Raw genomic sequence first — 26,022 nt, 5'->3', positions numbered from 1 at the left:
CGGCGGTACCAACATCACCGCCGCCGGCTCGAACGCCCGGAATCGCTTGTTCACGCCCGCGCCAGCTTCGACCCCGTCATCCACGACCAAGTCAACGTGCTCAAGTTCCCCCAGACCCCACGGCCAAGGACGGGAAATCCGGCGGCGTTTTAAACTTTGCCGTTACTGACCCACGCCCCTAGACGCGATTCAAGCAAGTCTCGTCTCACGGGCACCCGCAACAGGTTTTTAAGCGCCATTGCCTCGAGACTTCAGAACTGCGGCGAATCGGCGCCGAATCTGCGTCCGTATCCGTCCCATTATCGGTTCTCGCCGAGGACTTGGGCCTGTTCACGGTACTGCTCGGCCGTCAGTTCACCCTTGGCGTATCGCTCATCGAGAATCTGACGAGCCCGGCTCCGACGAGGGTCCGGTCCAGTTGCACCCGGGTCGCCGCCTCGATTGCCGCCTCGGCTGAACACTCGCACGGCAACCACGATCAGCAACACGATTCCGATCACCAGGAGCAGCCCAAACAGCCACGACCAGCCCATATTCCCGCCGTATCCCCACATCATGGCCCACTCCTCTTTTCTTGCAGGTGTGTTACGCCTGTCACGCGTGATGATACCTCGAGAGGTATCAAATACCCTGAGACCAGTTGGAGTTGGGATCCGATGGTGACCGGCGTTGACGCCGTCGTGGGCACGATACCGATCAACGCGTTCAACCCGCCCACTCCGGAGTAGCTGTAGCCGGAGCCGGAGCCCTCGACCCGGAACTGGCCGGGAGTATCATCCGAAAAGAAGAGCAATATACCCAACGGGGTATTTCCAAAATAGCGTGGAAGCAGGGCGACGGGCACACCGGGCCATCGCGCAGCGAATGTTGAAGGAGTCACAGGATGATGTGGGGAAACGGGTTCAACATGCAGGGCTGGGGCGGAATATTGGGACTGTCGGTGGCCGCTGGAGTTGTGCTTCTCGTGATCTGGGCGGTACGGTCCTTCGGCAGTAGATCACGCCGGGACGCCTCGGCTGAAGACGCGGGGATCTTGCCTGCTCGGCCTGCGAAGAGCGTTGCCCGACAGGCCCTCGATGAGCGCTACGCCAATGGCGAGGTGCCCACCGAGCAATATCAGGAACGGTTGAGCGTGCTCGGTGAGAGCAAGCCGTGAAGCCCCTTTCCAGGCGAAACGTGCTCGTGCTGGGCGGCTTGGGCGTTGCAGGGACCGTTGTCGGCGGGACTGGCTTACTCTGGGATTGGAATTCCGGGTCGAGTCCCGTCGCAGGGCCGAAGTCTGTGGAACCGCAACTGCTCCGAAGCGCCAACGGTCGATTGCAGGTGCAACTCGAAGCGGCTGAGGGCCAGGTGCGGATCGCCGGCAGGCAGGCGAGGGCGCTTTCCTACAACGGTGGTCTTCCCGGGCCGACCCTGTTCCTCCGCCCGGGTGATCGGCTGAGCCTGAGCCTTCGAAATGGCTTGAGCGTTGCCACCAATTTGCATGTTCATGGCCTGCATGTCTCCCCGGAGGGTAATAGCGACAATGTTTTCGTTGCTGTTGAGGCGGGCACTGGTTTCGAGTACGAGTACCTGCTGCCGGAGAATCACCCGCCGGGCGTTTTCTGGTATCACCCCCATCACCACGGGATGGTAGCTGACCAGGTCTTTGGCGGCCTGTACGGGGCGATCGTCGTCGAGGACCCTAACCCCATCCCGGTCAGCCGGGAACGAATCCTGGTCATCTCAGACGTCAGCCTTGACGGGTCAGGGAGGGTTCAGACGGTTTCCCCGATGGATCGAATGGCTGGCAGGGAAGGCAACTTGGTCCTGGTCAACGGTCAGCTCACCCCGCGCCTGAATGTCCGACCGTTGGAACGCGAACGGTGGAGAATCATCAACGCCTGCGTTTCCCGATACCTTCGGCTGCGTTTGGACGGACAACACCTGCAACTGCTCGGGATGGACTCCGGGCGCTTCGCGAGTCCGCAGGATGTTGAGGAGATCGTCCTCACGCCAGGCAATCGGGCCGATCTCCTTGTTACTACAACGGCCGGGGCATCGATTCTGCGTACGCTTCCCGTGGACAGGGGCGCCGCTTCGGGCATGATGGGCGGCACCCAGGTCGCGTCCTCGGGCGCGGACCTGCTCACCCTGAACGTCACCGGAGCGCAAGCTGCCGCCCCTGCCCCAGTGCCCGAGCAGACCGCGCCCCGCGATCTTCGAACCGCCACGGTCACAGCGAGACGAGAACTGACCCTTGCCATGGGAATGGGTGGTGGAGGCATGGGCTCGGGCATGATGAGCTTCACAATCAACGGAAACCCCTTTGATCCATCGAGGGTAGATGTGAAGGTGCGGGGCGGTTCCGTCGAGGAATGGACGCTCACCAACACCAGTCCGATGGATCATCCGTTCCACCTGCACGTCTGGCCGATGCAGCTCATCGAACAAGCAGGCCGCCCCGTGAAAGGTGTCATCTGGCAGGACGTAGTCAACGTGCCCGCGAACGGTAGCGCCAGAGTGCGCATCTCCTTTGACGATTTCGCCGGTACCACGGTGTACCACTGCCACATCCTCGACCACGAAGACCAAGGAATGATGGGCATCATCGAAGCGACCTAAACCCGTCGCGAACACACTGTTTTATAGCGCAATCAAAGAAACAATCATTGGAGAACCCCATGAGTTACGCACATACCGTCACAGTCGCCCTGCCTTACGAAGAAGCGGTGCATCGAACTCGAGAATTGCTGACCGAACAGGGCTTCGGCGTCCTCTCGGAAATCAATGTCCGATCCACGTTCGAAGCCAAATTGGGGGTCGAAAGCGCTCAGACTCTCGGCGACTACGTCATTCTCGGCGTCTGCAATCCGGTGCTGGCTCAACGCGCCCTCACCGCTGAACCGGACATGGGCTTACTGCTGCCCTGTAATGTTGTCGTTCGGCGTGGCCCAGATGCCACGGTGACCGTGGTCCAGGCAATCGACCCGCAGACCATGGTGCAGCTCAGCGATTCCTCGGCGATTCAAGAGGTTGCCACCGATGCCGATACTCGCCTTCGCTCAGCCCTGAAAACCCTCCAGGCCGAAGCGCGGAGCTAGAGTCTGGCTCGGCCGGTCCAGCGACGCAGATCGGCTAGACGCATGGTTCGACCAGCAGGTCGCCGACAGCGGGTGAGCCACTGCCCAGGATTGTCCGCCTGGAACTCGAATGTCACTGATTCCTTTGGACAGTCGATGACTGTGTCGTCTTCTTGCACCGGTCCCGGCGAGCTGGAACGTGTGCCCGTGTGGATGCATGGGTGCCACATTTTGGTTTCATAGACGACCTTAACTTGGACGCGCTCGTTGACTGCGATGTCGAAGGAACCCGCGAGCGGGTTCTTCATGTCAAAGCGTCGCGGGCGCCCATTGGTCGCGTCCAATTAGTTCTCTTCCGCGAGCGTTGAACCACTCCGCATTGCGCGCGATGGCACGTTGGGGACAGTGCAGCTTGGGAGAAGACTTTTTTCAAGGAGCGTGGGCGTCACCCTTGCGAACCAGGTGGTGCTGTTTTCGGTTGCAGCTCGGCCGGCGCGTTTCATCAAACCTTCACACGCCCAGGGGCCGAAGCTTCATGCGCGGTCTGCATGCTGGTGTGTAGACACCAACTAGGTGGCTAAACGCGAAAGGGGCTGGGAAAGATGAAGTTCAATCGGAAGAGCATGACCTTGGGGCTGGCGGGACTCGGACTTGCAGGAGCGCTTGTATCTGGCGGCGTTGTCGCCGCGCAGGCGGCTACCGGCTCAGGGCCGACTCCACAGCCTGTATCGACGTCCTCGTCACCCGTTGGCCACCACACGTTCGGCCATATGGCCGGGATGGCTTCCGGCCAGAATTCGCCCATGACCGCCGTCGCGAGTTACCTCGGCCTGAGCCAGACCGAGCTGCAGGACCAGATGCAGTCGGGCAAGTCCCTCGCGGACGCCGCCCAGGCTCAGGGCAAATCAGTATCTGGGCTTGAAGACGCCATGGTCGCGGCGTTCAAGACCAATCTCGACGCCGCCAACACGCTGACACCTGATCAGAGGGCGGCCGCCGTTGCAGAGATGAAGAGCCGCATCGACACGATGGTGAACACGGCCCACAGCCCGGGCGAGGGAATGGGCGCGGCATTTGGTGCAGGTATGGGTATGCACACGGGCACGGGCACGGGCACGGGCACGGGCACGCGTACGGGCTCAGGAATGGAAACGACCAGACGTTAGACGTTGGAGGAGTACATCATGCAAAAGAAAACTTTATTTGCAACGGCGATCACCGGCGGCCTCCTGGCAGCGGTTGGTCTGACCGGGCTGTCGGTGGGAGCAGTCAGTGCGCTCAACGGTGGGCAAGCCGCCTCCTGGCTCGGCTCTGGATCTTCATGCCCGGCCCCGCGGCCGTCTGGCACCGTCGTGAACGTGGCCCTGTCGAATATGGGAGGCGCCAGGATGGGCAACGGCAACGGCATGATGTCCGGTGGTGGCAATGGGTGGATGCCCGGTGGAGCGATGCGCCTGAGCCTTGATCATGCGAACATCAGTCACGGGACTGTGTCTTTTCTGGCCACGAATGATGGCAGCATCAGCCACGAGCTGGTCGTTCTGCCCCTGCCTGATTCTCAGGCCGTCGGCACCCGACCCCTGTCTGGTAACGGCAATGTAGACGAGGCCGGTAGTCTCGGCGAGGCGTCCTCGACCTGCGGTTCTGGCGCCGGCGAGGGAATCGCTCCCGGGGCCTCCAGCTGGGCCACGTTGAAGCTGGCGCCGGGACTATACGAAGTCGTCTGCAACCTCCCCGGACACTATTCGGCCGGAATGTACAGCGAGCTGACGGTCTCCTAAATAAGAGGCCCGGGATCCGGGCGATCACAATCAACAACAACGCGAAAAACGAAGGAGCACAAAGAAAATGATGTGGGGAAACGGATACAACATGGCGTGGGGGTGGCCAGTCGGGCTCCTCATGATGGTCGCGATCGTCTTGCTGATCGTCTTGGCCGTGCGAACTTTTGCGGGCGGTACCGATCGCGCAGGTCGACGCGGAAACACTTCGGTCGTCTCAGGGGAAAGCGAGCGGAGTCCAGCGCGTCAAATCCTTGATGATCGCTTCGCGAAGGGCGAATTGGACGCCACGGAATACCGGGAACGGTTGAAAGTAATCGACGAAAAGGCCCGATAAAAGTTCTCCCTCAACGAGTTCCTTGAGCTCGGGTCCGCCTCGGCGGCTAGGCGGTCCCTAAGCCGCCGGGCCTTCGCCCAGTCGTTGCGACCATAATCAGGGTAAGGGGTGAACCATGCAGAAGGTCCTGGTCGTTGACGATGAGCCGCAAATCCGGACGGTCCTACGCGGCTATCTGGAGGCGGAGGGTTACGACGTGGCAGAGGCCGCGGACGGCGATGAGGCGCTAACGGCCCTCCTTGACGACCCTCCGGCCCTGGTACTCCTGGACGTCATGCTTCCGGGCATGGACGGGCTCGAGGTCCTCCGCCAGCTGCGCAGCTTCAGCGACGCGTACGTCATCCTGGTCACGGCCAGGGCCGAGGAGGTCGACAAGCTTGTCGGACTCGGTGTGGGGGCGGATGACTATGTGACCAAGCCGTTCAGCCCGCGTGAAGTCACAGCCCGGGTGAAGGCCATGCTGCGCCGAGACAGGCGGCGCGACCGGACCGACGCAGATGCCCCTCTCCGCTTCGACGGGTTGTCCGTCAACCCCGATCACCGCGAGGTCGAGGTGAATGGGGCTTCCATCGCGCTGTCCAGCCTGGAATTCGACCTCCTCGCGGCACTTGCCGCCGAGCCCGGGCGAGTGTTCTCCCGAGCGCAACTGCTCGAGAAAGTCTGGGGCTATGACTTCTACGGTGACGAACGCGTCGTCGATGTCCATATCCGCAGTGTGCGCGCCCGACTCGGCGACGACGCCGGCGATCCGCACCTGATCGCCACCGTTCGGGGTGTGGGCTACAAATTCGTGGGCCGGCCCCTATGAAGATGCGACTGTCCTGGCGGTTGTTCATCTCCTACGCCGCGGTTGCCGTGGTCGGCGGTGTAGTCGCCTACCTGACGATCTCGTTGCTCGCCCCGCGCCTGTTCGAAGACCGGCTGGGGATGGCGATGAACAGTGAGGGCAACGGGATGTCCATGGGGACCATGGATGCGACGAGCGTGCGGTCAGCATTCGTCTCCGCGCTCACGACCTCGCTCCTCGTCGGGGTGCTGGCCAGTGTCGCCGCCGCCGGTTTCGTGGCCGCGGCCGTCACCGGGCGACTGCTGCGCCCCCTCAACGCGGTGCGGGCCGCCACGAAACTGATCGCCGCCGGAAAATACGGAGGCAGAGTCCCCGTCCCGTCCGAGCCGGAACTAGCTGCCCTAGCCACCGACGTCAACACCCTCGCCGAGGCCCTGGCCGACACGGAGTCCCGGCGCACCCGGCTGCTGGGAGAGGTCGCGCATGAGATGCGCACCCCGCTGACCGTCCTGGACGGCTATGTGGAGGGGTTGATCGATGGCGTGTTCAGCGCGAGCCCCGACACCTTCGCCTCCCTCAGCGAGGAACTGCGCCGGCTGCACCGCCTCTCCGACGACCTCTCCAGCCTGTCGCGCGCCCAGGAGCAGCGCCTTGACCTGCATCCGACCAATGAGGACCTGGCCGACCTCGCTCACCGCGCCGCTGCGCGCCTCCTGCCTCAATTTGACGATTCGGACATCACGCTGAACGTCGACGCCGACACCGCCCTGCCCGTCCAGGTCGACCCCGACCGGATCACCCAGGTTCTGACCAACCTGCTCGGCAACGCCCTGCACGCAACTCCCGCCGGCGGGGCCGTCACGATCACCGCACGCGCCGTCGGCAGCCGGGGTGAAGTCAGTGTCACCGACACCGGTGTGGGCCTGGCCCCAGACGATACGGAGCGTGTGTTCGAGCGGTTCTACCGTGTGCCCGGCCAGGGCCGCCGATCAGCAGGATCGGGAATTGGACTCACGATCGCTCGAGAAATCGCCCGCGGGCACGGCGGGGACATCACAGCCGCGTCTGCCGGACGAGGGCAGGGTGCCACGTTCGTGGTTACTGTTCCCCTGCGTGCCACCGACCAGTCAGGCTGAAACTGAAGCGTCGACACCGCGTCCGCCTTCGATTGCGGGGGCCGTTGCGCTCTCAGGCTGTCCGGGGAGTCGAAGTCGCTTGAGGAACAGTGCGTTGACTGCGACGATGACGCTGGAGCCGGACATAGAGATGGCGGCGATTTCGGGACTGAGCCGGATGCCGAACGTCGTGAAGAAAACGCCGGCAGCGATGGGGAGCGCGATCGCGTTGTAGCCGACCGCCCAGCCGAGGTTCTGCCGCATCTTGCGTACGGTGGCTTTGCCGATGCGCAGGGCGATGGGGACGTCGAGGGGGTCGGACCGCATCAGGACCACGTCCGCCGTATCGATGGCGACATCCGTTCCCGCCCCGATGGCGATGCCCAGGTCCGCCTGGGCCAAGGCCGGAGCGTCGTTGACGCCGTCGCCGACCATCGCAACTCGCTTGCCGGAGGCCTGCAGCTCTTTGATTTTCGCGGCTTTGTCTTCCGGGAGCACCTCGGCGATCACAACATCGATGTGGAGCAAGGATGCGATTCGCTGCGCGGTCGCCTCATTGTCGCCTGTGAGCATGACGACCTCAATGTTCGCGTCGTGCAGAGCGACGACGGCGGCTTCCGCGGTTTCCCGGACGGCGTCAGCCAGGGCGATGACCCCAACGGTCTTTCCGTCAACGGCGACGAGGACCGCCGTCCGTCCGGTCGCGGCCAGCGTCTGACGCTGCGTGGACACCGGATCGATATCGATGCCCTGAGCAACCATGAGTTTGCGGTTGCCGACAAACACCTGGCGCCGTGTGACCGTGGCGCCGGCACCATGTCCCGGCACGTTGCGGAACGCCGATGCTTCCAGCGCTGTCGCGCCGCGCGCAACGGCGTAACGGACGACGGCTGCGGCGAGTGGATGCTCGGACTCCCGTTCCACGGCAGCGACAAGGGCCAGCAACTCTTTCTCATCCATCCCAACAGCTATGAAGTCCGTCACTTCGGGTTCGCCCTTGGTCAGTGTCCCCGTCTTGTCCAGGACGATTGTGTCGATGCGAGCCGAGGTCTCCAACGCGGTCGCGGTCTTGAAGAGGACTCCGCGTTTGGCGCCCAGGCCGGTGCCGACCATGATGGCGGTCGGTGTCGCCAGGCCGAGCGCATCCGGGCAGGTGATGACGACGACGGTGATCGCGAAGAGGATCGCGGTAGGAAGGCTCGCGCCGGCCAGGAGCCAGGCGCCGAGGGTGGCGCTGCCGCCGATGAGGGCTACGAGCACGAGCCAGAAGGCTGCGCGGTCGGCGAGGCGTTGTCCGGGTGCCTTGGAGTTCTGCGCTTCCTGGACCAGGGCCACGATCTGAGCGAGCGCGGTATCGGCGCCGACTTTGGTCGCGCGCACGCGAAGGGTTCCGGTGGTGTTGACTGTGGCGCCGATCACGGTCGATCCGACGCTCTTTGCGACGGGAAGGCTCTCCCCGGTGACCATGGATTCGTCAATGTCAGACTCACCGTCTTCCACAACGGCGTCAGTTGGAACTTTGGCTCCGGGCCGCACCAGAAGCAGGTCGCCGGGGACAACCTCCGCCGTCGGGACCTCAACCGGTTCTCCGTCCCGGATGACCAATACCAGGGACGGGGCCAACTCGAGAAGCGTGCGAATGGCATCGTTTGCGCCGCCCCTGGCCCGCATTTCGAACCAGTGTCCCAAGAGGACGAAGCTGGTTAGAACGGTTGCAGCCTCGTAGAAGACATCCCCGCCACCGGTGAGGGTGACGAACAGGCTATAGAGCCAGCCCGCTCCAACACCGACGGCCACCAGCACCATCATGTCGAGGGTGCGAGCCCGCAGAGCCCGGACGGCCCCATCGAAAAAGATCCAAGCCGAATAGAAAACGACTGGCAGGGACAGTATCAACGCGAACACGTCATCGCGCAGCCCGAACGGGGTGGGAACCGTGAAACCGAAAACTTCCCGGCCGATCGGCGACCACAGAGTGATCGGAACCGACAGGATGGCCGCCACCAGAAGCCGGTTGCGCATGTCCCGGATCATGCCAGCCATGGACATGTCGCCGTGGGCACCACCATGTCCCATGGTCTCCTGCATGGTTCGAGCCGGTTGCCCGGGTTTCATTTCATGTGTGGCGTGGTCGGTGACGGATTCCGCCATCGGGTCGCAGATGTGATCGGGCACGGAGCGTCCAGCGCAGTGGTAACCGCATTCCCGGATCCATCCCGCCAGGTCAGCGACGGAGGTCTGTCCGGGATCGAAGGTCACGTTGGCCGTCTGCGCCACTGGATTCGCTTCAACAGTCACCACGCCGGGCCGGCGGGCGAGCACTGACTCAACGATCGCTTGCGAGGAGGCCCACTGCACCCCCCGCACTTCCACGACGGTAGTTTCAAATTTCTCGCTCATGTGACGATCCCATTCCTTAAATCGGCTCCACAAGAACGGCTTTCCAACCCGTGGAACACTCCCCACCATATACCCACGGGGGGTATACGCATACGTGATCATCGGTTTTCATCGGCAGTTTGCATCGACTTTCCTGTGCGTTGCCGTTGACTGCGATCATGGCTCAGCTCATCTACTATCATGGATAGTATTTAACAACAAAGGAGGCGCTCATGCGCTCACGAATTTGGATTTACTCTCTTACCGCCGGTGCCCTGCTTGCGGCAGGTGCCGTCGCTCCGGCCTATGCCGCCGAGAGCATTGCCACGGACAGTAGCCTGTCGGTAACGATTCCCCAGGCGGCGGGTGACGGCCGCGATGCGACGGTTGCCGCGCACGTGCACACGATGCCAGACATGCCAGACATGGTGGCTGCGACGAACGGCATGGCCAACATGCATGAAGCGATGATGACTCATCATCACCCGATGAGGCCTGCTACGCCCGGTCGCGAACACGGAAAGGCTGAGGAGTAGCGGTGGGCGCGGCACTGTATGGTCTCGCCCTGCTCGCCTGCCCGGTCGGCATGGGGTTGATGATGTGGTTCATGTTGCGTGGGAAGAAGGCACCTGACGCGCTGACGGCCATGGCACCGGCCGACAAAGAGGAGTTGACCAACCTCCGCACGGAGGTGGACCGGTTGCGGGCGAGCCGGAGCGGTGCCTCGGCACAGCCCGGAGACGCGGGCGTCCGGTGAGCGAAACCGTCCTCCCTGCGGTAGTTTTGACGGCCTCACTGACTTTCACCTACCTCTTCTGCATCCGTCCTATGCGTAAGGGGAGTTCTGTCCACGGCGGGGCCGCTCAAATCCTGCACGACGCCGGCCCGAGCGCCGAGGACGTGGCCGAGCTGGCGCGTTTGCGCCAGGAAGTAGCGACGTTGCGAGGATAGCGCACACAGAAACCCCCATCCGTAACGGATGGGGGTTTCTGTGTTCGCAGGCTACATCGTCAGGGCTTGTCCGCTTACCGGGCAGGGTGGCATTGGCGTCGCCGCGGATGCCGGTGCAATGGCGACGAACACGGGCACTGAAAGGAGTATCCCCAGGGCCAGGGCTGCCAGGGTTGTCCGTCCGGCCCCGAGGGGCCGGACGGGTGAAATGAGCCTTCGGACTCGGCTGAGGGCTGACTCTCCGCCCGCGCCCAGAGCCGTCACGGGAGTCATTCCATGCTCGGCCAGGCGCACCAGTGCCGTTGCTACCGTGGTGCGATCGCTCTGACGGGCGGCATTGTCATCGGCGAGCATCTCAACGAGCCGGCCCAGCTCCGTGCGGGCGGTGCGGAATGCCGCGATACGTGGGAACGCCCGCTGTAGGGAGTCGGCCGCTGCCAGGATCAGGTCGTGGCGACCTCGTAGGTGCGCGCGCTCGTGGGCCAGGACCGCCAGGAGCTGACTATGATCCAAGGCGGACAAGGCCGCACTGGTTAGAACGATTTGGCGGCCGCGGCCGGGTAAGCAGTATGCGGCGGCGGCCGGGTGCTCGACGACGAGCGCGTCGTAGCGGAGGTGGGGTCGCGCGATCAGGGCCAGGGCGTCCAGTTGCGCCTTCCTGTTGCGGGCCGCGAGCGTTCTATCAGCGACGACGCAGTAGGCGACTCGGGCGAGGATGACCAGCGCTGCGGCGGCCCCGGTGGCGCTGACAACGGCACCGCCAGGAGTGGAGTATTGCGCAACGATGGTCATGGCGCAGGTGCGGATCAACTGGCCGAGGTCCGTGGTCCAGGGAATTGCCGGCACCGCCAGGCTCAGGCCGGCGAGCAGCGCCGCCGAAACAAGGGAGACGCTCAGCGCCTGCCATGCGGCGATGCCGATTCGTGGAGACCGCTCGAGCCATGAAGCCCGGCTCAGCAGTGCTGGCCCGAGCAAGGCAAGGGCCACGGCAAAGACTGTCAAAACAGCTGGCGCTGTCATGGAGCTATGCTTTTTCGACCTTGAAGGTGGTCATCCAGCGCATTGCGAAGGCTGGCGACTTCCTCAGGCGGGATGTGTTCGAGGAAATGCAAAAGCGTCACCGCCGTGTCCGCTCCTCCGGCAAGAACCTCACCCATGAACGCAGCGGTGTGTTGCTCGCGAGTCTGTGCCGCTTTGTAGAGGTAGGCCCGGCCGTCCTTCTCCCGGGTCAGCATGCCTTTGCGGCGGAGGTTGTCCATCACTGTCATCACCGTTGTGTAGGCCAGAGTGCGTTCGTGCTGTAGATCTTCCAACACCTCGCGGACGGCGACCGGGTGCCCCCAGGACCAGATACGGTCCATGACCAACTGCTCCAGCGTGCCGAGTGGTCGCACCATCTGTGGCTCCCTTCTGCACATTGGTTGAGTCGACGTCCCCAGTCAACTATCTTTCATAGTAATGCACGTCCCGATGCGCGTCCCGCGGGGGCGGTGTTGATTAGCCTTGGACGCCGCCGGAGCAGGGTGCCCCGGGTTCGGGCGTCTGGGGGCCCTGCAGGTAGGCCTGCAGGAACACCGGCAGGCGGGAGTCATCCACACTGTCCAGTTGGAGTTGTTTTCCCCAGGCGCTTACGATCACCGGGGCGGGGCGGTCGGGATACGGGCTCAACAGTTCGTACGGGTTCGATGCCGCATCTGCGGTCAGGGTGTCAATCTGATCTTGCGGCAGATCGGAACGGTAGGTGATCCAGACCGCGCCATGCTCGAGCGAGTGCACGGCCCGCCAGGTGTCAACTGGCTGCGTGTATACGCCGCAGTTAGTCAGCTCGGCAGAGTGATCTCCGCCGACAGGGGGAAGCGTCGGAAAGGCAACCTCGTTGTTCACGTGGTTTCGGCTGAGTCCGTCGAAGCTCTGCACGCCGCTGATGGGCTTGTCTGCTGCTGCGGTGACCGCATCCTTGCTTTGCTGATTGACGACGAAGACGGAGGCGACTATTGCCGCGACGACGATAGCGACGACGGCGCCGGAGCCATAGATCCAGAAACTCCGACGCCGCTCGCTCCGCTTCATCTCTGCTCGTGCAGCCGCAACGATCGTCTGCCGGTCTGCACTGTTTTTTTTGCTCGCCATTCGGCCGCTTCTTTCTACTCTTGTTGTCTGTTGTGATGAGCGACCGTGCCGGAGCGTGATTCGGCGGCCGTGGGGTGTTGCGACAGATGCCGGGCCAGCTTTTTCTCCGAAAGGCGCCCGTAGCTGAACATGACCCCGTCGATGAGGACGCCCGGCGCAAAAGCTACGCCGTGGCGAACCGCGAGGCCCCGCCCCTCGTCGGTACCCAGCCCGATTTCCAGAACCTCAAACGGGTGGTCACGGGCCAGTCGGGAGAGCACCAGCTTTGCTTGATCACAGGAGGGGCAGGAGGCCTGGGTCAGGATCGTGATTATCATCACGAGTTCGCCCGGGCTGATGTCAGCTGCGCGATTATCTGATCGATGGGCACATACATCGTGTAGTTCGGCGGCCCGCCGTAGTCGGCCCTCCACTGAATTTTCCCCGTGGCCCAACCAGGATGAAGCTATGTCCATTGCGAGAATCGCCCATCATGCCGTATTTGTTGGTCTGATAGGTCACGGAGACATCCAGCTGGGTGTCGGCCAGTGCAACAGCGGTCAGCTTGTCGTCGGCCATCTTCTGGGCAATCAGTTCCACTGGCCCGCTGGTGATGGTGAGGACTTGGTCAATACCGGCGGACTTTAGTTGAGCCTGTGCGGACTCCAGATCCCGGATCTGGTCCCAGCACGGCTGGCATCCGATGCCTTCGTGGAAAAAGAGCATCACTGATTTGCCGCGGTAGTCACTCAGATTAACGGTTCCGCCGGCCGTGGAAGGCAGTGAGAAGGCGGGCGCTTCGACTCCCGGGCCAGGTGCCCCGACCGTGTAACTGACGGGAGCGGCGTCCTCTTTCCTCGTGGGATTCGTGGTCTGCGTGAGGAGGGAGACGAGGATGGTCGCTGCCACCGCGACCGCCACGACGATCACGATCGCTCGGCGCACGAAGGTGCGTGTGGCGGGTGGTTGCGGGCGCTGCTTGTTCGCTGCCATTAGTCTGACTCCTCTGCATGAGTGCGGCTGGACCTCTCGGTCGATCTGGTCGACGCGAGGGCTTCAGGTGAAGCCTCCAACGTTGGCTGGTCTGTAGAGCAGGAGGCGCAAGAATCCGCCTCGACGGCATCTGTTGTTGGTGAGCTCGAGCTCGTGCGGCTACGCACGGCCTTCCAGAGTAGGAGGCCCAGGGCGGCGAACACGGCAACGGTCGAGACCCACCCGGGCACGAAGGAGAGGTACTCTTGAATGACGGCGGCCCAGTGCCCCAGTGCAGCCGCAAGCCCAACCTGCCACCCATCGGGTGCCATGCCGGGTCCCTGCACGGCCAAGACGATGGTGATCACACCCATTGTGATCATCAGCGCACCCGAGAGCAGAGTTCCCAAGGGCAACCTCCACCGGGTTCCGGGCCCAATCGGGACGGTCGTGGAAGAGAGCAGGCGGTTAGCTCCCCAGTCTTTCCGGTCCCAGACCAGCGCCAAAGCACACAAGGGAGCCACCATCCCGAATACGTAAGCCACGCCCACGGCAGTAGCAGCAGGGAAGGACGAGGCGGCCCCGGAGAGCGCCGCCACGCCAGCCAAAACCGGTGCACAGCACGCGCTGGCGGCCCCAGAGAAGACACCGAGACCGTATACAGAACCGATACCGGTTCCGCCGCCTCGGCCAGACGGCATGGGCAGCATCATTTTCCAACCCGCAAGCGTGGCGATTCCCAGGCCCACCATCGCGACGCCGACTGCACTAAAAATCCCGAAGTGATACTGGAACAAAACGCGGCTGAGGACGGCAGCACCTAGGGCGATGGGGAGAATGATCGTGCCGACACCGGCCGCGAATACGAATGTCATCGCCAGGATCTGGCTTCGGCTACGGAAGCTGGAAGCAAAAAGGCCGGCAACATGACTGAGGCGCAGCAAGGGGCCATCAAGGCCACCACACCACCGAGAAACGCTGCCAAAATCGTTGTTGACAGCAAAACTCGCCCCATAACCCAGCTCCAATCACCACCTGCCGGGACAACCCCAAACTACTATCACTCATAGTATTTCAATTTAGCTGAGCATTCCCTCCATGTTGGAGACCCGTCTCGCGTCCGTCGGCACCCGTCAGCGAACGTAAGAAAAGACCCCCATCATGCCGCGGCCGGCGTGATAGGCGTTGTGGCAATGTGCGAGCCATTGGCCCGGGTTGTCCGCGTCGAATTCGAACGTCACCGTCTCGTTGGGCCGAACGATGACCGTATCCTTCCGTGCTCCGTCGCCGGCGATTTGGAAGGTGTGCCCGTGCAGATGCATGGGGTGCCACATCTTCGTCTGGTTGATGATCTTCACTTGGATGCGGTCGTTGACGGCGACCTCGAAGGCGCCCGCGAAGGGGGTCATCATGTCAAAACGTCGACCGTTTATGCCCCAGTCGTACTTTGCCATGGTGCCGGTCAGGCGCATGGTGTGAACGCGGTTGGGCGACCGGGGTGACAGCAGGACGGACTCGTGTGCTTTCAGACGACCGCCGTCGGTGACCTTCCCATCGAGTACGGTGGGCAGCCCGTTCGTATCGGGGGCCGTCCCGGTGCCGGTGCTGATGAGGCCGTGCGCGACGCCTTTCTTGCCCTCTGGTAAAGCGACGACCGGTGTGAAACCGGTCGCGACGGTGAGGATCGCGTCGATACGTTCCCCCATGGCCAGGACGACTGCGTCCACGTCTTGATGCTTGACGGGGAATCCGTCCGCGTGGGTGAGGGTGATTTTCTGTCCCGGCACACCGACCCGGTAAGCGGTGTCGCCTGCTGCGTTGATGATGCGCAGGCGAATGCGGTTGCCCGGGCGGCTGGCAAAGATTTCCGCGTCACTGGTGGTTTTATCGTTGAACAGATGCGCCGGCATCGTCACGTCACCTGCGTCACCGCCGAGGTAGGAGCTGTGGGACCCCATCAGCATGTGCTTCATCGTCATGTCCATCCCGGACATGTTCATTCCCATGGACAGTTCGTCGAGGGCTTCCTGAGGAGTGCCGGTAATGCCGTCGAGCCAGTCGTCCAGCACAATGACCCAGTCCTGGTCGTAGGACAGTGGTTCTTTTGGATCCTCGATGATGAGGGCACCGTAGAGGGCCCGCTCGCGTTGCATTTCGGCGTGCGAGTGGTACCAATAGGTGCCCGGCCGGTTGAGCCGGAACTTGTAGTTGAAGTCGGATCCTGGGGCGATGGCGTTCTGTGTGAGGTCAGGGACGCCGTCGGCGTCGTTTCGGAGCGCCAGGCCGTGCCAGTGCACGGTGGTGGCTTCTGCAAGAGCGTTGGATACGGCAACCTCCAGCCGGTCGCCGACTGCTGCTCGGATCGTGGGCCCGGTGAGGGAGCCGTTGTAGCCCCAGGTCGTCAGCGTCGTACCGGCGACGCTGGTGGCAAACGCCCCGGCGTTCAACTGTTGTGTGCTCCTGCGCCCGGTAGCGGGGCGGCGTGCCTCGACTTTGGCGATCATCGGATCGTCCGGCAGAATCCGGTCGGACGGTCGCGAGTTCGGGGATGGTGTGCTGCAGGCTGCCAGTGCAACCGTGGTCGCCGTGGCGATCGATGCGCCAAGGAAAGTGCGGCGGGTGAGGAATTGGTTCATGGCGGTTCCTTCAAAAGAGAATGGGATGAATGAGCGGGAAGCGTGACGGTGAGCCCTGCTAGATCGGGAGCACAACCCCACCAATCAGTGCTTGCATGCTGTAGATCCACAGTGTCCACACGCCGCTAGCCATGAGCACCCCGATCAGGATCAGCATGGAGCCGCCAACTCTGTTGATCGCGCGAATGTGGCGTTTCAACCAGGCAATCGCACTGGCCATCCAGTTGAACCCAAGAGCGACCAACAGAAACGGGATACCCAGTCCCAGGCAGTAGAACAGGCCCAACAGGGCGCCCCGCCCGGGGGATCCCGTGCCGAGGCTGAGCAGTGAAATGGCTGTCAGAGTCGGACCGAGGCAGGGCGTCCAACCGACGCCGAAGACCAAACCGAGAAGAGGCGCCCCAGCCAACCCGGTGGCCGGCGCGAAACGCGGTTTCACCGTGCGTTGAAACGCAGAGAAAGCGCCGATAAACGCCAGCCCCATGATGATCACGACAATACCGAGCACACGGGTGATCGGATCTTGCCAGCGCACCAGCCAATACCCTGCAGCTCCGAAGGCGGCGCCATAGGAGATGAACACGACCGAGAAACCCAGGACGAACAAGCCGACGCCGATGAGGAGGCGTCGTCGGGTGTGGACGCCCCCTTGACCGGCCATGCCGCCCACGTATGCCAGGTATCCGGGCACCAGGGGCAGTACGCAGGGCGACGCGAAGGAGACAAGACCAGCCAGCAAGGCGATCGGGATTGCAATCAGTAGTTGTCCGCTGAGGACGATTTGGGCGAAGTCTTCACCCATGGCTCCGCCTCATCATCGACGCCCTCATTTCTGCCCTACGGTGTTGCTCGGCGGGGCGTCAACGGCGTGCGTAGAAGCGGCAGTCGGCGGCAGTCCCGTGATCGGTTGTTGAAGCGATGCGCGTTGCCGACCGGGGAGGTACGGGCTTGTTTCCGGTCCCGTGTGGCGGCAGGATTGAACGATGATCAAGATGAGGCCGACGACTGCGACTGCTGCCGCTGTGATCATGTTGATCTTGACGCCGAGAAGTTCAAATTCTGTCGGGTCCAGCCGGAAGGATTCAAACCAGGTGCGGCCCACCCCGTAGATGATCAGGTAGAGGCCGAGGGTCTTGCCCCAGCGGAGGTTGTACTGACGCTCGGCGAGCAGGACGATGATGACGCCGGCCAGGTTCCACAGAATCTCGTACAGGAACAGGGGGTGAAAGAGTGTCTCCGCAGGCAATCCGGTGGGGAACGCCGGTTGGCCTGGGTTGATCTGGAGGCCCCATGGGAGCGTGGTCGGGGTGCCGAAGAGTTCTTGATTGAAGTAATTACCGAGGCGCCCGAACGACTGGGCGAGCAGCATGCCGGGGGCGAGGGCGTCGCCGAACGAGAGGAATCGCACTCCGGCTCGACGGCAGGCAATGTACACGCCGAGGCCGCCGAAGAGGATGGCCCCGAAGATCGCCAGTCCGCCCTCCCACACGTAGAGCGTCTTCCAGAGATCCGCTCCGGGAAAGAAATAGTCGGTTGGATGCGTGACCACGTGATAGAGCCGTCCGCCGAGGATGCCGAACGGGACGGCCCACAGCGTGATGTCCAAGACGATCCCGGGCTCTCCGCCGCGGCGGGTGAGCCGCCGGGACGTCAGGACCACGGCGACCACGATGCCGGTGAGGATGAACAGGGCGTAGAAGTGAATCTGGAACGGCCCGAGCTGGAAGGAGCTGATGTCCGGGCTCGGGATGCTGCTGAGAATGGTCATGGGCGGGGCGTTCTTTCCTGGGTTTGGAGCGGGCGGAGGGCGCTCGGGTACCGCCGTGAAATGGTCATTTGTCTGGCTCGAGTGCGCTTCTGATCAGCGCATCGAGGACGCTCGCGTCGGGGATCCGGCCGAGTATCCGTGCGGACACGCGGCCCTGCTTATCGAGGACGATGGTCGTCGGAACGGCGTTCGGCGCGACCGTTCCGCTGAAGGCCAGTTGCATAGAGCCCGTGTCGGCGTCGATGACAGATGGGTAGGTGATGCCGTAGGTCGCCGCGAAGCCGTGTGCAGTGCTGAGTTGGTCACGGATATTCACTCCCAGGAAGCTGACTCCCTGGTCCTGATATTTGGTCCACAGAGCCTGAAGGTCGGGGGCTTCGGCCCGGCAGGGTGCGCAACCGGCGTACCAGAAATTCAAAACGAGTACTCGTCCCCGATAATCCGCCGGCGTCGTCGTGCCACCGGACTCCAGGGTGCCGGTGAAATCGACCGGCGTCAGCCGATTCGCCGACGCGATCTCGGTGACCGATCCGTCGCCAGCAATGTAGTTTTTGTTGCTGCCGGCCCGGTACTGGTCAGCGAGCGAATCACTCGCGCAAGCGCTGAGCAGTATCGCGGCTGCCACCCCGAACGTCACTGCTCCAACGAGCCGGGTTCTCCACCTGCGATCATCCAAGGGTGATCCCTCTCGCGCTCATGAACGGCACGGGGTTGATTCGGGCGCCATCGACTCGAGTCTCGAAGTGCAAGTGGCATCCGCTGGAGGCCCCGGTCGTGCCGACGAGGGAAATGGTCTCGCCGGCGGCGACCTGCTGGCCATTGCTGACCAGGATCTGGCTGTTGTGTGCGTAGCCGGTTTGAACGCCATTGCCGTGGTCGATGAGGACCCAATTGCCGTAGCTGCCGAGATACCCGGCGAAAATGACCGTGCCCCCGGTCGCGGCCGATACCGCTCGCCCACACCCAGCGGCGATGTCAGTACCGTAATGAAAGGCGCCGACGCCGGCCACAGGTTTGGAGGGGCGCGGGCCGAAGGAGTCGCTGATCCAGCCAGACACGGGAAGCGCCCACCCTTGCTCGCTGAGCTGACCGACGTCCAGAGCCGATCCACCGCCTCCCCCGGACGACGCGGCAGCGCCACCAGCGCCACCAGCGCCAGCAGCTGCAGCAGCAGCCGCAGCAGCGGAGGCTGCAGCTGCCGCCTCGGCTGCTCGGCGAGCTTCCTCGCCTTTGGCATAATCGGCCTCTGTGGCGGCGCGGTTATCGCTGAGGACCGCGAGTTGCGCTTGGAGAGTGCCTGCGTTCTGCTCTTGTTCCGCGAGCTTTGACATCAGTGCGGCGCTGGCCGTGGTGGCGTCCTTCAGGGTCGTCTCTGCTTCTCTGGCAAGGGCGCCGAGCGCCTCCTTCGCTACCTTCGCCTGGTCGGTCAAGACAGTCGCGGAATTCCGGTCCGTCGCTGCATGTTCGTAGATTGTGCTGGAACGCTCGGTGAGCTTGCTCATGGCGCCAAGCTGGTAGAGCAAGGCGTCGGAGTTCTCGCCCTGGAGAAAGATGGTCATTGAGAGATCGGAAGCGCCCGCGCGGGCCAGCGTCGCGGCCAACCGGCCGGCCTGGCGCTGGGACACGCTGGCGCGCTGAGTGGCGTCATCGGCCTGGCTCTGGAGAGTCGTGGCGCGGTAGGTGGCTTCGTCGAATGCCCCCTGTGCGCGCTCGTACTCAGCACCGCGTCGAGCGGCCAGGTCCCTGGCCGTCGCCACCTCGGTCACGAGCCCGGCGATCAAATCCTTGATCGCCATGATTTGCATTTGCTTCGACGCCTCGCTCGAACGCGCGCTCTCGACGTCTGACCACGACGGGTACCCGCCGGCTGCTGCCGGGGACGCCACGCCGATGACGGCGACCAGCGACAGCGTAGCGATCATCGTTCCGGCCCATTTCACGAGGACCGGGCGTTTGGGCGACTGCGGGTGGCATTTAGTTTGCGCCATTGGGACGTACTTTCTGCGTGAGCCAGGCAAATGGGTCTGTCGGTGCGGAGCCGTCGAGCAGTATCTCGAAATGAAGGTGTGGTCCGGTACTCTGACCGGTCGTGCCGACATTGCCCACGAACTGGCCAACCAGAACAGGTTGCCCAACGCTGAGAGCGAGGGAGCCCTCCGTCATGTGGGCGTAGAGGCTGCTGACAAGCCGCCCGCCGATCATGTGGTCGATGATGGCGTAGACGCCGAGGCCGCTATCGTCGGTCGCCGATACTTCTCTCACCACGCCGTCTGCGATCGCTTGGATGGGAGTGTTCACACCGGGGTTCATGTCGATTCCCTTATGGAAGCTCGAGCACCCAACGCAGGGCGGCACCCGCGGACCGAAGTCCGTCGAGATCGGAACCCCGACAGTGAAGGGCCACTGGATTGGCGAATCCAAGTAGTTGACATACGTGCCAGCTGTTTGGGTATACGCGCCCGGCAAAGGCTTTTTCACTCGTTCCACGGTGAATCCGTCGCGAAGGACAGCGGTTACCGCGCCTGCCTCGTTTGCCGGAAAGGCTTGCGCCGCACCGCCTGTTACTCGGCTCCGTGAGACTGCCATCACGGCGTCTGGGTTCACCGCGAGAGCAGGCAGGGAGACGCTGACCGCGAGGAGCGCGACAAACGTCATCGCGACGCCGCCGAACAATCGATGCCGCGTCGGCGGTCGTGCCGGGCCCGGGGCCCGCTTTTGCCACGACAGGGGTGACCGTGTCCTGCGTCGGCGCGCTTCGGCCGCGCGCAGGAGCCGGCGGGATGTGACCGGTGGTGAGTGCATAAATGTTGTTCCTCGAGATGCCGGAGAGTAGTACCGATGGCGCGCACCAGGCGGCGACGAACCTCAGCGAGGGATCGTCGTGGGCGCGCATGAGAATGAGCGGGGCTCGCTCGCGCGGCGCCCCGTGCGTCAGAGAGTCCTACAGGGTCGCGAGGATGCTTTTCATGACACCGATCTCTTCGGTTTGGGTTGCCACGATGTTCGACGCCATGGCCTTCGCGTCTACGTTCTGGCCCTCATCCACTTCCAGCTGCGCCATCTTGATGGCACCCTCGTGGTGGACGATCATCTGGTTCAGGTAGAGCTTGCCGGCCTCTGCACCGGAGGCCTTGTTGAGCGCCATCATGTCAGCATCGGACATGAGGCCGTCCGATCCGTCGCCCATACCGGACATTCCATCCATGCCCTGGGTGCTGGTCTCGTCGGTACCCCAGTCGGTGAGCCAAGCCTTGAGCTGCTTGATTTCAGGCTGCTGGGCAGCCTTGATCTGCGTGGCAAGATCAAGAATTCGCTGGTCGATACCCACTTTGGCGAGGATGTCGTCGCTCATCTCAACAGCCTGTTTGTGGTGCGGGATCATCATCTGGGCAAACGTCACATCAGCTGGTGCGGAAGCGGCGGAAGCGGCAGCGCTGGACGTGGCAGATGGGGCATTGGGGGCTGTTCCGTTGGTGCAGGCACTAAGCGTGAGCGCCGCGGCCAGGGACGCTGACGTGACCAGATACATACGTGATTTAAGCATTCTGTTTTCCATTCATAGTTAGACCCAAGAAACCGCAGCGCCGAAAGGCGCAAGAAATCCGCGCGGCGACATGACGGCGCGCGGGAGGGTTTGGTTCTAAATACGATTGATGGAAAGTGCTGTCAGACTCGGTCGGTAAATATGGAGTGTCGGGCCGCTGAGGTGACGAACATTGCATCCGCCTGCGTCGAGCAGTCGACGATAGAGGGACGGCTGCCGGGCGAGCAAGATCAGCGAAGCGAGCACGAGCACAATGGTGCAGGTCATCGCGAGGATTGCACAGTCCAGTACGCAGTCAGCGCAGCCGAGCACCCCGATGCGGGCGTGAGCGGCAATGGAGGCTGCCGCGACAACGGCGCCTGTTGCGACAACGCCAGCGCCAGCGCCGACGCCGACGCCGGGCACAATACCCACATCGGGTGCCTGGCCGGATGCGGTCGCAAATGCGGTCCCACCGGTCTCATGCCCGGCGTGCGTTGAGTTCATGGCCAGAAAACTGAACAGAATCGCGGCCAAGGCGACCATCGCCATAAGCGTGGACCGGAAGGCAGGCTTCCGGAGGTACGCCGCTCGTGTGATGCGATCGAGCTTCATGTCACCTCCGGGTCCATGCCTGTCGCGGTTAGCGTCTCCGTGTATACCCCCTACAGTATCGACTTTTGCGCAGGGCTACCTGTGAAACCAAAAGCAGCAGGTCAGTCGACGCCTATCGGCACTGCCACGGGGACGCCGGTGGGCGACGCAGTGATCGTCAGGTTGAGGCCGCGGAAGCTGCGCAACCGGAGGCTGTTGCTCACGACGAAGACGGAGGACAACGCCATTGCGCCGCCCGCGATCAGCGGGTTGAGCAGGCCCAACATGGCCAGCGGGATCGCGGCCACGTTGTAGGCGAAGGCCCAGAAGAGGTTGGCCTTGATGGTGGCGAGGGTGCGGCGGGAAAGCCGGATCGCATCCGCTGCCGCCACGAGGTTACTGCGCACCAGGGTCAGGTCGCTGGCCTCGATCGCGACATCCGTTCCGGATCCCATCGCGATGCCGAGGTCGGCGGTGGCCAGCGCGACAGCATCGTTTACGCCGTCGCCGACCATCGCCACGACACGTCCCTCGCCCTGCAACTGCCGGATGATTGCCGCTTTCTCGGCCCGGAGGACGCCGGCCCGGACTTCAGTGATGCCGACTTCTGCGGCCACGGATGCGGCCACGGTCGCGTTGTCACCGGTGAGGAGCACCGGTCGCAGGCCGAGGCGCCGGAACTCGGCGATGGCAGCGGCACTGGTGTCCTTGACCGTGTCGGACACGGCGATCAAGCCCTTCGCGTGGCCGTCCCAGGCCACAGCTACCACGGTGCGACCCTGGTCCTCGAACGATGAGAGCGCCGCTTGGAGTTCAGACGTGAGCGGGATGGCCCACTGCTCGGTCAGCCAGCGCGGCCGGCCAACCAGCACGACCCGGCCGTCGATGAGGACTTGCACGCCGAGCCCGTCGGTCGAGGCGAACGACTCCGGCGCCGGCAGTTCGCCGCTGCGCTCTCGGGCACCGGACACGATGGCTTGGGCGATCGGATGCTCGGAACCGGTTTCCGCCGCGCCGGCGAGGCCGAGGAGTTCCTCTTCGGTGACGCCAGAGACGGGGGCGGTCGCGACGAGGGTCATCCGGCCGGTGGTGACGGTGCCGGTCTTGTCGAGCACGATGGTGTCGACCCGGCGGGTGGATTCGAGCACCTGCGGGCCCTTGATCAGGATGCCCAGTTGGGCGCCGCGCCCGGTTCCGACCAGCAGCGCGGTCGGCGTTGCCAGGCCCAGCGCGCACGGGCAGGCGATGATCAGGGTGGCCACGGCCGCGGTGAATGCCACGACGGGCCCGGCGCCGATGAGCAGCCAGACGGCGAGGGTCGCCAGGGACAGAGCGATCACGATGGGCACGAAGACGGCGGAGACGCGGTCGGCGAGGCGCTGCACCTCGGCCTTGCCGGTTTGCGCCTGCTCGACCAGATGACCGAGTTGGGCGAGCTGCGTGTCGGCTCCGATCCGGGTCGCCCGGACAACCAGGCGCCCACCCGAGTTGAGGGTGGCGCCGACCACGGCGGCGCCGGGGCCGACCTCGACCGGAACGGACTCGCCGGTGAGCATGCTCGCGTCGATCGCCGAGTTTCCTTCGGTGACCGTGCCGTCCGTGGCGATTTTCTCTCCGGGGCGCACCACGAAGTGGTCGCCGACAACCAGGGATGCGGTTGGCACGTTGGTCTCGACGCCGTCCCGCAAGAGGGTCGTCTCTTTCGCGCCGAGTTCGAGCAACGCCTTCAGTGCGGCGCCGGACTGCTTCTTGGCGCGGGCCTCGAAGTAGCGGCCGGCCAGAATGAACACGGTGACCGCCGAGGCGACCTCCAGGTAAATCTCAGCGGCTCCGCCCTTGGGGCTGGCGGTGAGGCTGAAGCTCATGGTCATACCGGGCATTCCGGCGGTGCCGAAGAACAGCGCAAACAGCGACCAGCCGAGGGCGGCGAGCACGCCGATGCTGATCAGAGTGTCCATGGTTGCTGCACCGTGGCGCAGGTTGGTCCAGGCGGCGCGGTGGAAGGGCCAGGCTCCCCAGACAGCGACGGGCGCGGCCAAGGTAAGGGCCAGCCACTGCCAGTTGGTGAATTGAAGCGGCGGGATCATCGAGAGCAGGAGAACGGGGGCGGCGAGCACCCCAGACACGATCAGCCGCTGGCGTAGGCCTGCGACCTCGCGGTCCTGCTCCGTCGGCGCATCGGGGACCTCAGCTTCGGGCGGTCTCGGACGTTCGGCCGTGTAGCCGGTCTCCACGATTACCGCGATGGCCTGCTCGATCGTCGTACCGTCGGGGACGAAAACGCTGGCTTTTTCGGTGGCGTAGTTGACGGAGGCCTCCACCCCGGGCATGCGGTTGAGTTTCTTCTCGATCCGGGCCGCGCAGGAGGCGCAGGTCATGCCTCCGACGAGCAGGTCGACCTGCTGGCCGCTCACGGTGTCGCCGTGACCAGTTCGTAGCCTGCTTCGTCGACGGCGGCAGCCACCGCGGCAGGATTTAGCGGGCCCGCGCTGGAAACGGTGACCAACGAGACACCACCCGGGACAAGTTCAACATCCACGGTTTCGGCCCCGGGGACCCTGCCCACTTCGGCCGTCACGCTCTTCACGCAGTGAGAGCAGGTCATGCCCGACACGTGGAAAGTCGTCGTAACGGCGCCGGACTCGGCAGTGCGCTCCGATTTGTGTGTCTGCGACCCGCAAGAGCACGAAGCGTCGGTAAGGCCAAGATCATTCTGATTCAACGACGACATAGTATTCACGATTCCTTTCGTTCCGCGGCGATCGAAGCAACCGTCGGGAAGTACCCCCAGGGGGTAATCTCAATGTATACCCCTGGGGGGTACTCGGTCAACATGAGGCGACGGCAAACAACCACTCAGCGCCCAATTCGTTAGATACCGCCGGGGGGTATAGTTATATCGTTACTCTGCTACTCATATGCAGGCTTCGTTATCCCACGGGTCAGAACAGATCAGGACAAAGACATCGATGAGTGATTCGAACGACGAGGCGGCCCACGCCGGCCCCCACGGATACATCTCAAATAAGGATGCCTACTTGAAGCGACTTCGTCGCATCGAGGGGCAGGCCCGCGGCTTACAGGGCATGGTCGAAGACGAACAATACTGCATCGATATCCTGACGCAAATATCGGCCATGACCAGCGCTCTGCAGTCCGTGGCACTGGGTCTGCTAGACGACCATATGAGTCACTGCGTTGTGGCCGCCGTCGCATCTGGCGGTGAAGAAGGGGCCGCCAAGATCCGGGAGGCCTCGACCGCAATCGCTCGATTGGTTCGCTCGTAGGCTCCCTGCAGCTAACCTTTCCTGCCAGTCGCTGGCCTAGGCCAGCGACTGGCCTTGCCGGCGCAGCCGTCTTCGACAGTCCGCCGTTGGCCGCGGGGGCGATCGTCACTGTGGGCTGCATCAATCATCATCACAGCAGTCGGCACGCCGGAGCCAGTCTCGCGAGCTCTGGCCCATCTCTGTGAGCCGTAGGGCAGAAACCCCACAGCCGCCATTGCAAAACCACGCTCAACGGTCACCCATCCGGAGACTCGAACCAAGAACATCACGTTTCACGTCATGTCCATCGACACTTCGCCCTGGCCGACTCGGCAATNGCGAAAGGGGCAACGCGGAACCGATTCTTCGTCCGGATAGCGAGATTCAGACGTGGCTCAACAGGGTCGCACAAATGACAAAAATCCCCCCCCCCCGAATGACCGGGGGTTTCACTCAGTGCTGGGGTACCTGGACTCGAACCAAGAACAACTGAACCAGAATCAGTCGTGTTGCCAATTACACCATACCCCACTGCCCGTTCCGAAGAACCGGCCGACTCGTAACTCTAACCCACCTTGCCGGGCGGTACAAATTCAGGGCCGAATTCGATGGCGAGAACGTGCCGCCGGCGATCCGGGCGGAGCCGGGCGGAGCCGGGCGGAGCCGGGCGGAGCCGGGCGGAGCCGGGCGGAGCCGGGCGGAGCCGGGCGGAGCCGGGCGGAGCCGGGCGGAGCCGGGCGGA

At 63.5% G+C, this 26,022-nt stretch carries 29 protein-coding genes and 1 tRNA gene; 11 read left to right on the top strand and 19 right to left on the bottom strand.

The genetic code is table 11. The annotated features are described in order from the left end of the window. Positions 1–299 precede the first annotated feature (299 nt). A complete protein-coding gene (locus tag E3T24_RS10300) occupies positions 300–557 on the bottom strand; it encodes an SHOCT domain-containing protein (RefSeq protein ID WP_134365879.1) in 258 nt (85 codons plus the stop codon). Between the two features lie 326 nt (positions 558–883). On the opposite strand from E3T24_RS10300, the gene E3T24_RS10295 reads away from it, so the two are divergent. The 8 genes from E3T24_RS10295 (at position 884) to E3T24_RS10260 (ending at position 7,103) form a co-directional block, all read left to right on the top strand. Beyond that, entirely contained in the window at positions 884–1,156 is a 273-nt protein-coding gene (locus E3T24_RS10295) for an SHOCT domain-containing protein (protein ID WP_134365880.1), read from the top strand. Then, positions 1,153–2,604: a multicopper oxidase family protein gene (locus E3T24_RS10290; protein ID WP_134409874.1), complete on the top strand. Its 1,452-nt coding sequence runs from the start codon at positions 1,153–1,155 to the stop codon at positions 2,602–2,604. The genes E3T24_RS10295 and E3T24_RS10290 overlap by 4 nt, the downstream gene beginning before the upstream one ends. Positions 2,605–2,663: 59 nt before the next feature. After that, positions 2,664–3,083, top strand: coding sequence for a DUF302 domain-containing protein (locus E3T24_RS10285; protein ID WP_134402928.1), 420 nt, complete (start codon positions 2,664–2,666; stop codon positions 3,081–3,083). Positions 3,084–3,865: 782 nt separating this feature from the next. Further along, positions 3,866–4,228 carry a hypothetical protein gene (locus E3T24_RS10280; protein ID WP_134434587.1) on the top strand — a complete coding sequence of 121 codons (363 nt, stop codon included), beginning with the start codon at positions 3,866–3,868 and terminating at the stop codon, positions 4,226–4,228. A gap of 3 nt (positions 4,229–4,231) precedes the next feature. Continuing rightward, a complete protein-coding gene (locus E3T24_RS10275; protein WP_241978683.1) occupies positions 4,232–4,843 on the top strand; it encodes a sulfocyanin-like copper-binding protein in 612 nt (203 codons plus the stop codon). Between the two features lie 67 nt (positions 4,844–4,910). Next, positions 4,911–5,180 carry an SHOCT domain-containing protein gene (locus E3T24_RS10270; protein WP_166789201.1) on the top strand — a complete coding sequence of 90 codons (270 nt, stop codon included), beginning with the start codon at positions 4,911–4,913 and terminating at the stop codon, positions 5,178–5,180. Positions 5,181–5,295: 115 nt separating this feature from the next. After that, positions 5,296–5,988 carry a response regulator transcription factor gene (locus tag E3T24_RS10265; protein WP_134365886.1) on the top strand — a complete coding sequence of 231 codons (693 nt, stop codon included), beginning with the start codon at positions 5,296–5,298 and terminating at the stop codon, positions 5,986–5,988. Continuing rightward, on the top strand, positions 5,985–7,103 hold the full coding sequence (locus E3T24_RS10260; protein ID WP_134403005.1) for a HAMP domain-containing sensor histidine kinase: 1,119 nt from the start codon (positions 5,985–5,987) through the stop codon (positions 7,101–7,103). Before E3T24_RS10265 ends, E3T24_RS10260 begins: the two co-directional genes overlap by 4 nt. Here the strand turns inward: E3T24_RS10260 and E3T24_RS10255 are convergent. After that, positions 7,095–9,482, bottom strand: a complete 2,388-nt coding sequence (locus E3T24_RS10255) for a heavy metal translocating P-type ATPase (RefSeq protein ID WP_134403008.1) — start codon at positions 9,480–9,482, stop codon at positions 7,095–7,097. The genes E3T24_RS10260 and E3T24_RS10255 overlap by 9 nt on opposite strands. Positions 9,483–9,694: 212 nt before the next feature. Here E3T24_RS10255 and E3T24_RS10250 point away from each other — a divergent pair, with 212 nt between their 5' ends. Further along, positions 9,695–9,997 (top strand): hypothetical protein, encoded by a 303-nt coding sequence (locus tag E3T24_RS10250; RefSeq protein ID WP_134434586.1) that lies wholly within the window; start codon positions 9,695–9,697, stop codon positions 9,995–9,997. A gap of 2 nt (positions 9,998–9,999) precedes the next feature. Further along, positions 10,000–10,218 carry a hypothetical protein gene (locus tag E3T24_RS10245; RefSeq protein ID WP_134365889.1) on the top strand — a complete coding sequence of 73 codons (219 nt, stop codon included), beginning with the start codon at positions 10,000–10,002 and terminating at the stop codon, positions 10,216–10,218. Between the two features lie 245 nt (positions 10,219–10,463). Here E3T24_RS10245 and E3T24_RS10240 read toward each other — a convergent pair whose 3' ends face one another. The 16 genes from E3T24_RS10240 to E3T24_RS18170 form a co-directional block, all read right to left on the bottom strand. Continuing rightward, positions 10,464–11,399 carry a M56 family metallopeptidase gene (locus E3T24_RS10240; RefSeq protein ID WP_160141130.1) on the bottom strand — a complete coding sequence of 312 codons (936 nt, stop codon included), beginning with the start codon at positions 11,397–11,399 and terminating at the stop codon, positions 10,464–10,466. 29 nt (positions 11,400–11,428) lie between these two features. Further along, complete coding sequence (locus E3T24_RS10235) at positions 11,429–11,809, bottom strand: BlaI/MecI/CopY family transcriptional regulator (protein WP_134365891.1); 381 nt, start codon at positions 11,807–11,809, stop codon at positions 11,429–11,431. Positions 11,810–11,909: 100 nt separating this feature from the next. Further along, on the bottom strand, positions 11,910–12,542 hold the full coding sequence (locus E3T24_RS10230) for a DUF3105 domain-containing protein (protein ID WP_134434585.1): 633 nt from the start codon (positions 12,540–12,542) through the stop codon (positions 11,910–11,912). A gap of 14 nt (positions 12,543–12,556) precedes the next feature. Continuing rightward, positions 12,557–12,859, bottom strand: a complete 303-nt coding sequence (locus tag E3T24_RS10225) for a glutaredoxin family protein (RefSeq protein WP_134365893.1) — start codon at positions 12,857–12,859, stop codon at positions 12,557–12,559. A gap of 34 nt (positions 12,860–12,893) precedes the next feature. Continuing rightward, on the bottom strand, positions 12,894–13,514 hold the full coding sequence (locus E3T24_RS10220; RefSeq protein WP_134365894.1) for a redoxin domain-containing protein: 621 nt from the start codon (positions 13,512–13,514) through the stop codon (positions 12,894–12,896). Then, positions 13,514–14,521 (bottom strand): hypothetical protein, encoded by a 1,008-nt coding sequence (locus E3T24_RS10215; protein WP_198419675.1) that lies wholly within the window; start codon positions 14,519–14,521, stop codon positions 13,514–13,516. Before E3T24_RS10215 ends, E3T24_RS10220 begins: the two co-directional genes overlap by 1 nt. 105 nt (positions 14,522–14,626) lie before the next feature. Further along, on the bottom strand, positions 14,627–16,129 hold the full coding sequence (locus E3T24_RS10210) for a multicopper oxidase family protein (RefSeq protein WP_134403003.1): 1,503 nt from the start codon (positions 16,127–16,129) through the stop codon (positions 14,627–14,629). Positions 16,130–16,187: 58 nt separating this feature from the next. Further along, positions 16,188–16,931, bottom strand: a complete 744-nt coding sequence (locus E3T24_RS10205; RefSeq protein ID WP_134368113.1) for a cytochrome c biogenesis protein CcdA — start codon at positions 16,929–16,931, stop codon at positions 16,188–16,190. 24 nt (positions 16,932–16,955) lie between these two features. Beyond that, positions 16,956–17,897, bottom strand: coding sequence for a prolipoprotein diacylglyceryl transferase (gene lgt / locus E3T24_RS10200; RefSeq protein ID WP_134368114.1), 942 nt, complete (start codon positions 17,895–17,897; stop codon positions 16,956–16,958). Between the two features lie 64 nt (positions 17,898–17,961). Beyond that, complete coding sequence (locus E3T24_RS10195; RefSeq protein ID WP_241976046.1) at positions 17,962–18,534, bottom strand: TlpA disulfide reductase family protein; 573 nt, start codon at positions 18,532–18,534, stop codon at positions 17,962–17,964. A gap of 31 nt (positions 18,535–18,565) precedes the next feature. After that, positions 18,566–19,885: a M23 family metallopeptidase gene (locus E3T24_RS10190; RefSeq protein ID WP_166789200.1), complete on the bottom strand. Its 1,320-nt coding sequence runs from the start codon at positions 19,883–19,885 to the stop codon at positions 18,566–18,568. Then, complete coding sequence (locus tag E3T24_RS10185) at positions 19,872–20,552, bottom strand: M23 family metallopeptidase (protein WP_160141129.1); 681 nt, start codon at positions 20,550–20,552, stop codon at positions 19,872–19,874. Before E3T24_RS10185 ends, E3T24_RS10190 begins: the two co-directional genes overlap by 14 nt. A 286-nt stretch (positions 20,553–20,838) precedes the next feature. Next, positions 20,839–21,441 carry a DUF305 domain-containing protein gene (locus E3T24_RS10180; RefSeq protein ID WP_166789039.1) on the bottom strand — a complete coding sequence of 201 codons (603 nt, stop codon included), beginning with the start codon at positions 21,439–21,441 and terminating at the stop codon, positions 20,839–20,841. Between the two features lie 96 nt (positions 21,442–21,537). Beyond that, on the bottom strand, positions 21,538–22,035 hold the full coding sequence (locus E3T24_RS10175) for a hypothetical protein (RefSeq protein ID WP_134403000.1): 498 nt from the start codon (positions 22,033–22,035) through the stop codon (positions 21,538–21,540). 101 nt (positions 22,036–22,136) lie between these two features. Beyond that, positions 22,137–24,392 (bottom strand): heavy metal translocating P-type ATPase, encoded by a 2,256-nt coding sequence (locus tag E3T24_RS10170; protein WP_134434588.1) that lies wholly within the window; start codon positions 24,390–24,392, stop codon positions 22,137–22,139. Positions 24,393–24,424: 32 nt separating this feature from the next. Further along, a complete protein-coding gene (locus tag E3T24_RS18170) occupies positions 24,425–24,745 on the bottom strand; it encodes a heavy-metal-associated domain-containing protein (RefSeq protein WP_134368119.1) in 321 nt (106 codons plus the stop codon). 238 nt (positions 24,746–24,983) lie between these two features. Here E3T24_RS18170 and E3T24_RS10160 point away from each other — a divergent pair, with 238 nt between their 5' ends. Beyond that, the gene (locus E3T24_RS10160) at positions 24,984–25,301 is read left to right on the top strand and encodes a metal-sensitive transcriptional regulator (RefSeq protein WP_134368120.1); all 318 of its coding nucleotides are present in this window, start codon (positions 24,984–24,986) and stop codon (positions 25,299–25,301) included. Positions 25,302–25,739: 438 nt separating this feature from the next. On the opposite strand, the gene E3T24_RS10155 is transcribed toward E3T24_RS10160, so the two are convergent. Continuing rightward, a tRNA-Gln gene (locus E3T24_RS10155) sits at positions 25,740–25,811 on the bottom strand. Positions 25,812–26,022 lie beyond the last annotated feature (211 nt).

Origin of the sequence: Cryobacterium sp. TmT2-59 (assembly GCF_004403545.1) — a bacterium.
Lineage (GTDB): Bacteria > Actinomycetota > Actinomycetes > Actinomycetales > Microbacteriaceae > Cryobacterium > Cryobacterium shii.
The sequence above is the reverse complement of the archived record's forward strand: the minus strand, read 5'-3'. Positions and strand labels throughout refer to the sequence as shown.

Coding starts and splice junctions, on each gene's coding strand:
- E3T24_RS10285 (WP_134402928.1), top strand. CDS start 2,664: ATGAGTTACGCACATACCGTCACAGTCGCCCTGCCTTACGAAGAAGCG.
- E3T24_RS10255 (WP_134403008.1), bottom strand. CDS start 9,482: ATGAGCGAGAAATTTGAAACTACCGTCGTGGAAGTGCGGGGGGTGCAG.
- E3T24_RS10265 (WP_134365886.1), top strand. CDS start 5,296: ATGCAGAAGGTCCTGGTCGTTGACGATGAGCCGCAAATCCGGACGGTC.
- E3T24_RS10295 (WP_134365880.1), top strand. CDS start 884: ATGATGTGGGGAAACGGGTTCAACATGCAGGGCTGGGGCGGAATATTG.
- E3T24_RS10300 (WP_134365879.1), bottom strand. CDS start 557: ATGATGTGGGGATACGGCGGGAATATGGGCTGGTCGTGGCTGTTTGGG.
- E3T24_RS10220 (WP_134365894.1), bottom strand. CDS start 13,514: ATGGCAGCGAACAAGCAGCGCCCGCAACCACCCGCCACACGCACCTTC.
- E3T24_RS10170 (WP_134434588.1), bottom strand. CDS start 24,392: ATGACCTGCGCCTCCTGCGCGGCCCGGATCGAGAAGAAACTCAACCGC.
- E3T24_RS10230 (WP_134434585.1), bottom strand. CDS start 12,542: ATGGCGAGCAAAAAAAACAGTGCAGACCGGCAGACGATCGTTGCGGCT.
- E3T24_RS10225 (WP_134365893.1), bottom strand. CDS start 12,859: ATGATAATCACGATCCTGACCCAGGCCTCCTGCCCCTCCTGTGATCAA.
- E3T24_RS10160 (WP_134368120.1), top strand. CDS start 24,984: ATGAGTGATTCGAACGACGAGGCGGCCCACGCCGGCCCCCACGGATAC.
- E3T24_RS10280 (WP_134434587.1), top strand. CDS start 3,866: ATGACCGCCGTCGCGAGTTACCTCGGCCTGAGCCAGACCGAGCTGCAG.
- E3T24_RS10210 (WP_134403003.1), bottom strand. CDS start 16,129: ATGAACCAATTCCTCACCCGCCGCACTTTCCTTGGCGCATCGATCGCC.
- E3T24_RS10250 (WP_134434586.1), top strand. CDS start 9,695: ATGCGCTCACGAATTTGGATTTACTCTCTTACCGCCGGTGCCCTGCTT.
- E3T24_RS10190 (WP_166789200.1), bottom strand. CDS start 19,885: ATGGCGCAAACTAAATGCCACCCGCAGTCGCCCAAACGCCCGGTCCTC.
- lgt (WP_134368114.1), bottom strand. CDS start 17,897: ATGACCATTCTCAGCAGCATCCCGAGCCCGGACATCAGCTCCTTCCAG.
- E3T24_RS10175 (WP_134403000.1), bottom strand. CDS start 22,035: ATGAAGCTCGATCGCATCACACGAGCGGCGTACCTCCGGAAGCCTGCC.
- E3T24_RS10235 (WP_134365891.1), bottom strand. CDS start 11,809: ATGGTGCGACCACTCGGCACGCTGGAGCAGTTGGTCATGGACCGTATC.
- E3T24_RS10260 (WP_134403005.1), top strand. CDS start 5,985: ATGAAGATGCGACTGTCCTGGCGGTTGTTCATCTCCTACGCCGCGGTT.
- E3T24_RS10205 (WP_134368113.1), bottom strand. CDS start 16,931: ATGGGTGAAGACTTCGCCCAAATCGTCCTCAGCGGACAACTACTGATT.
- E3T24_RS10185 (WP_160141129.1), bottom strand. CDS start 20,552: ATGACGTTTGTCGCGCTCCTCGCGGTCAGCGTCTCCCTGCCTGCTCTC.
- E3T24_RS10180 (WP_166789039.1), bottom strand. CDS start 21,441: ATGCTTAAATCACGTATGTATCTGGTCACGTCAGCGTCCCTGGCCGCG.
- E3T24_RS18170 (WP_134368119.1), bottom strand. CDS start 24,745: ATGTCGTCGTTGAATCAGAATGATCTTGGCCTTACCGACGCTTCGTGC.
- E3T24_RS10270 (WP_166789201.1), top strand. CDS start 4,911: ATGATGTGGGGAAACGGATACAACATGGCGTGGGGGTGGCCAGTCGGG.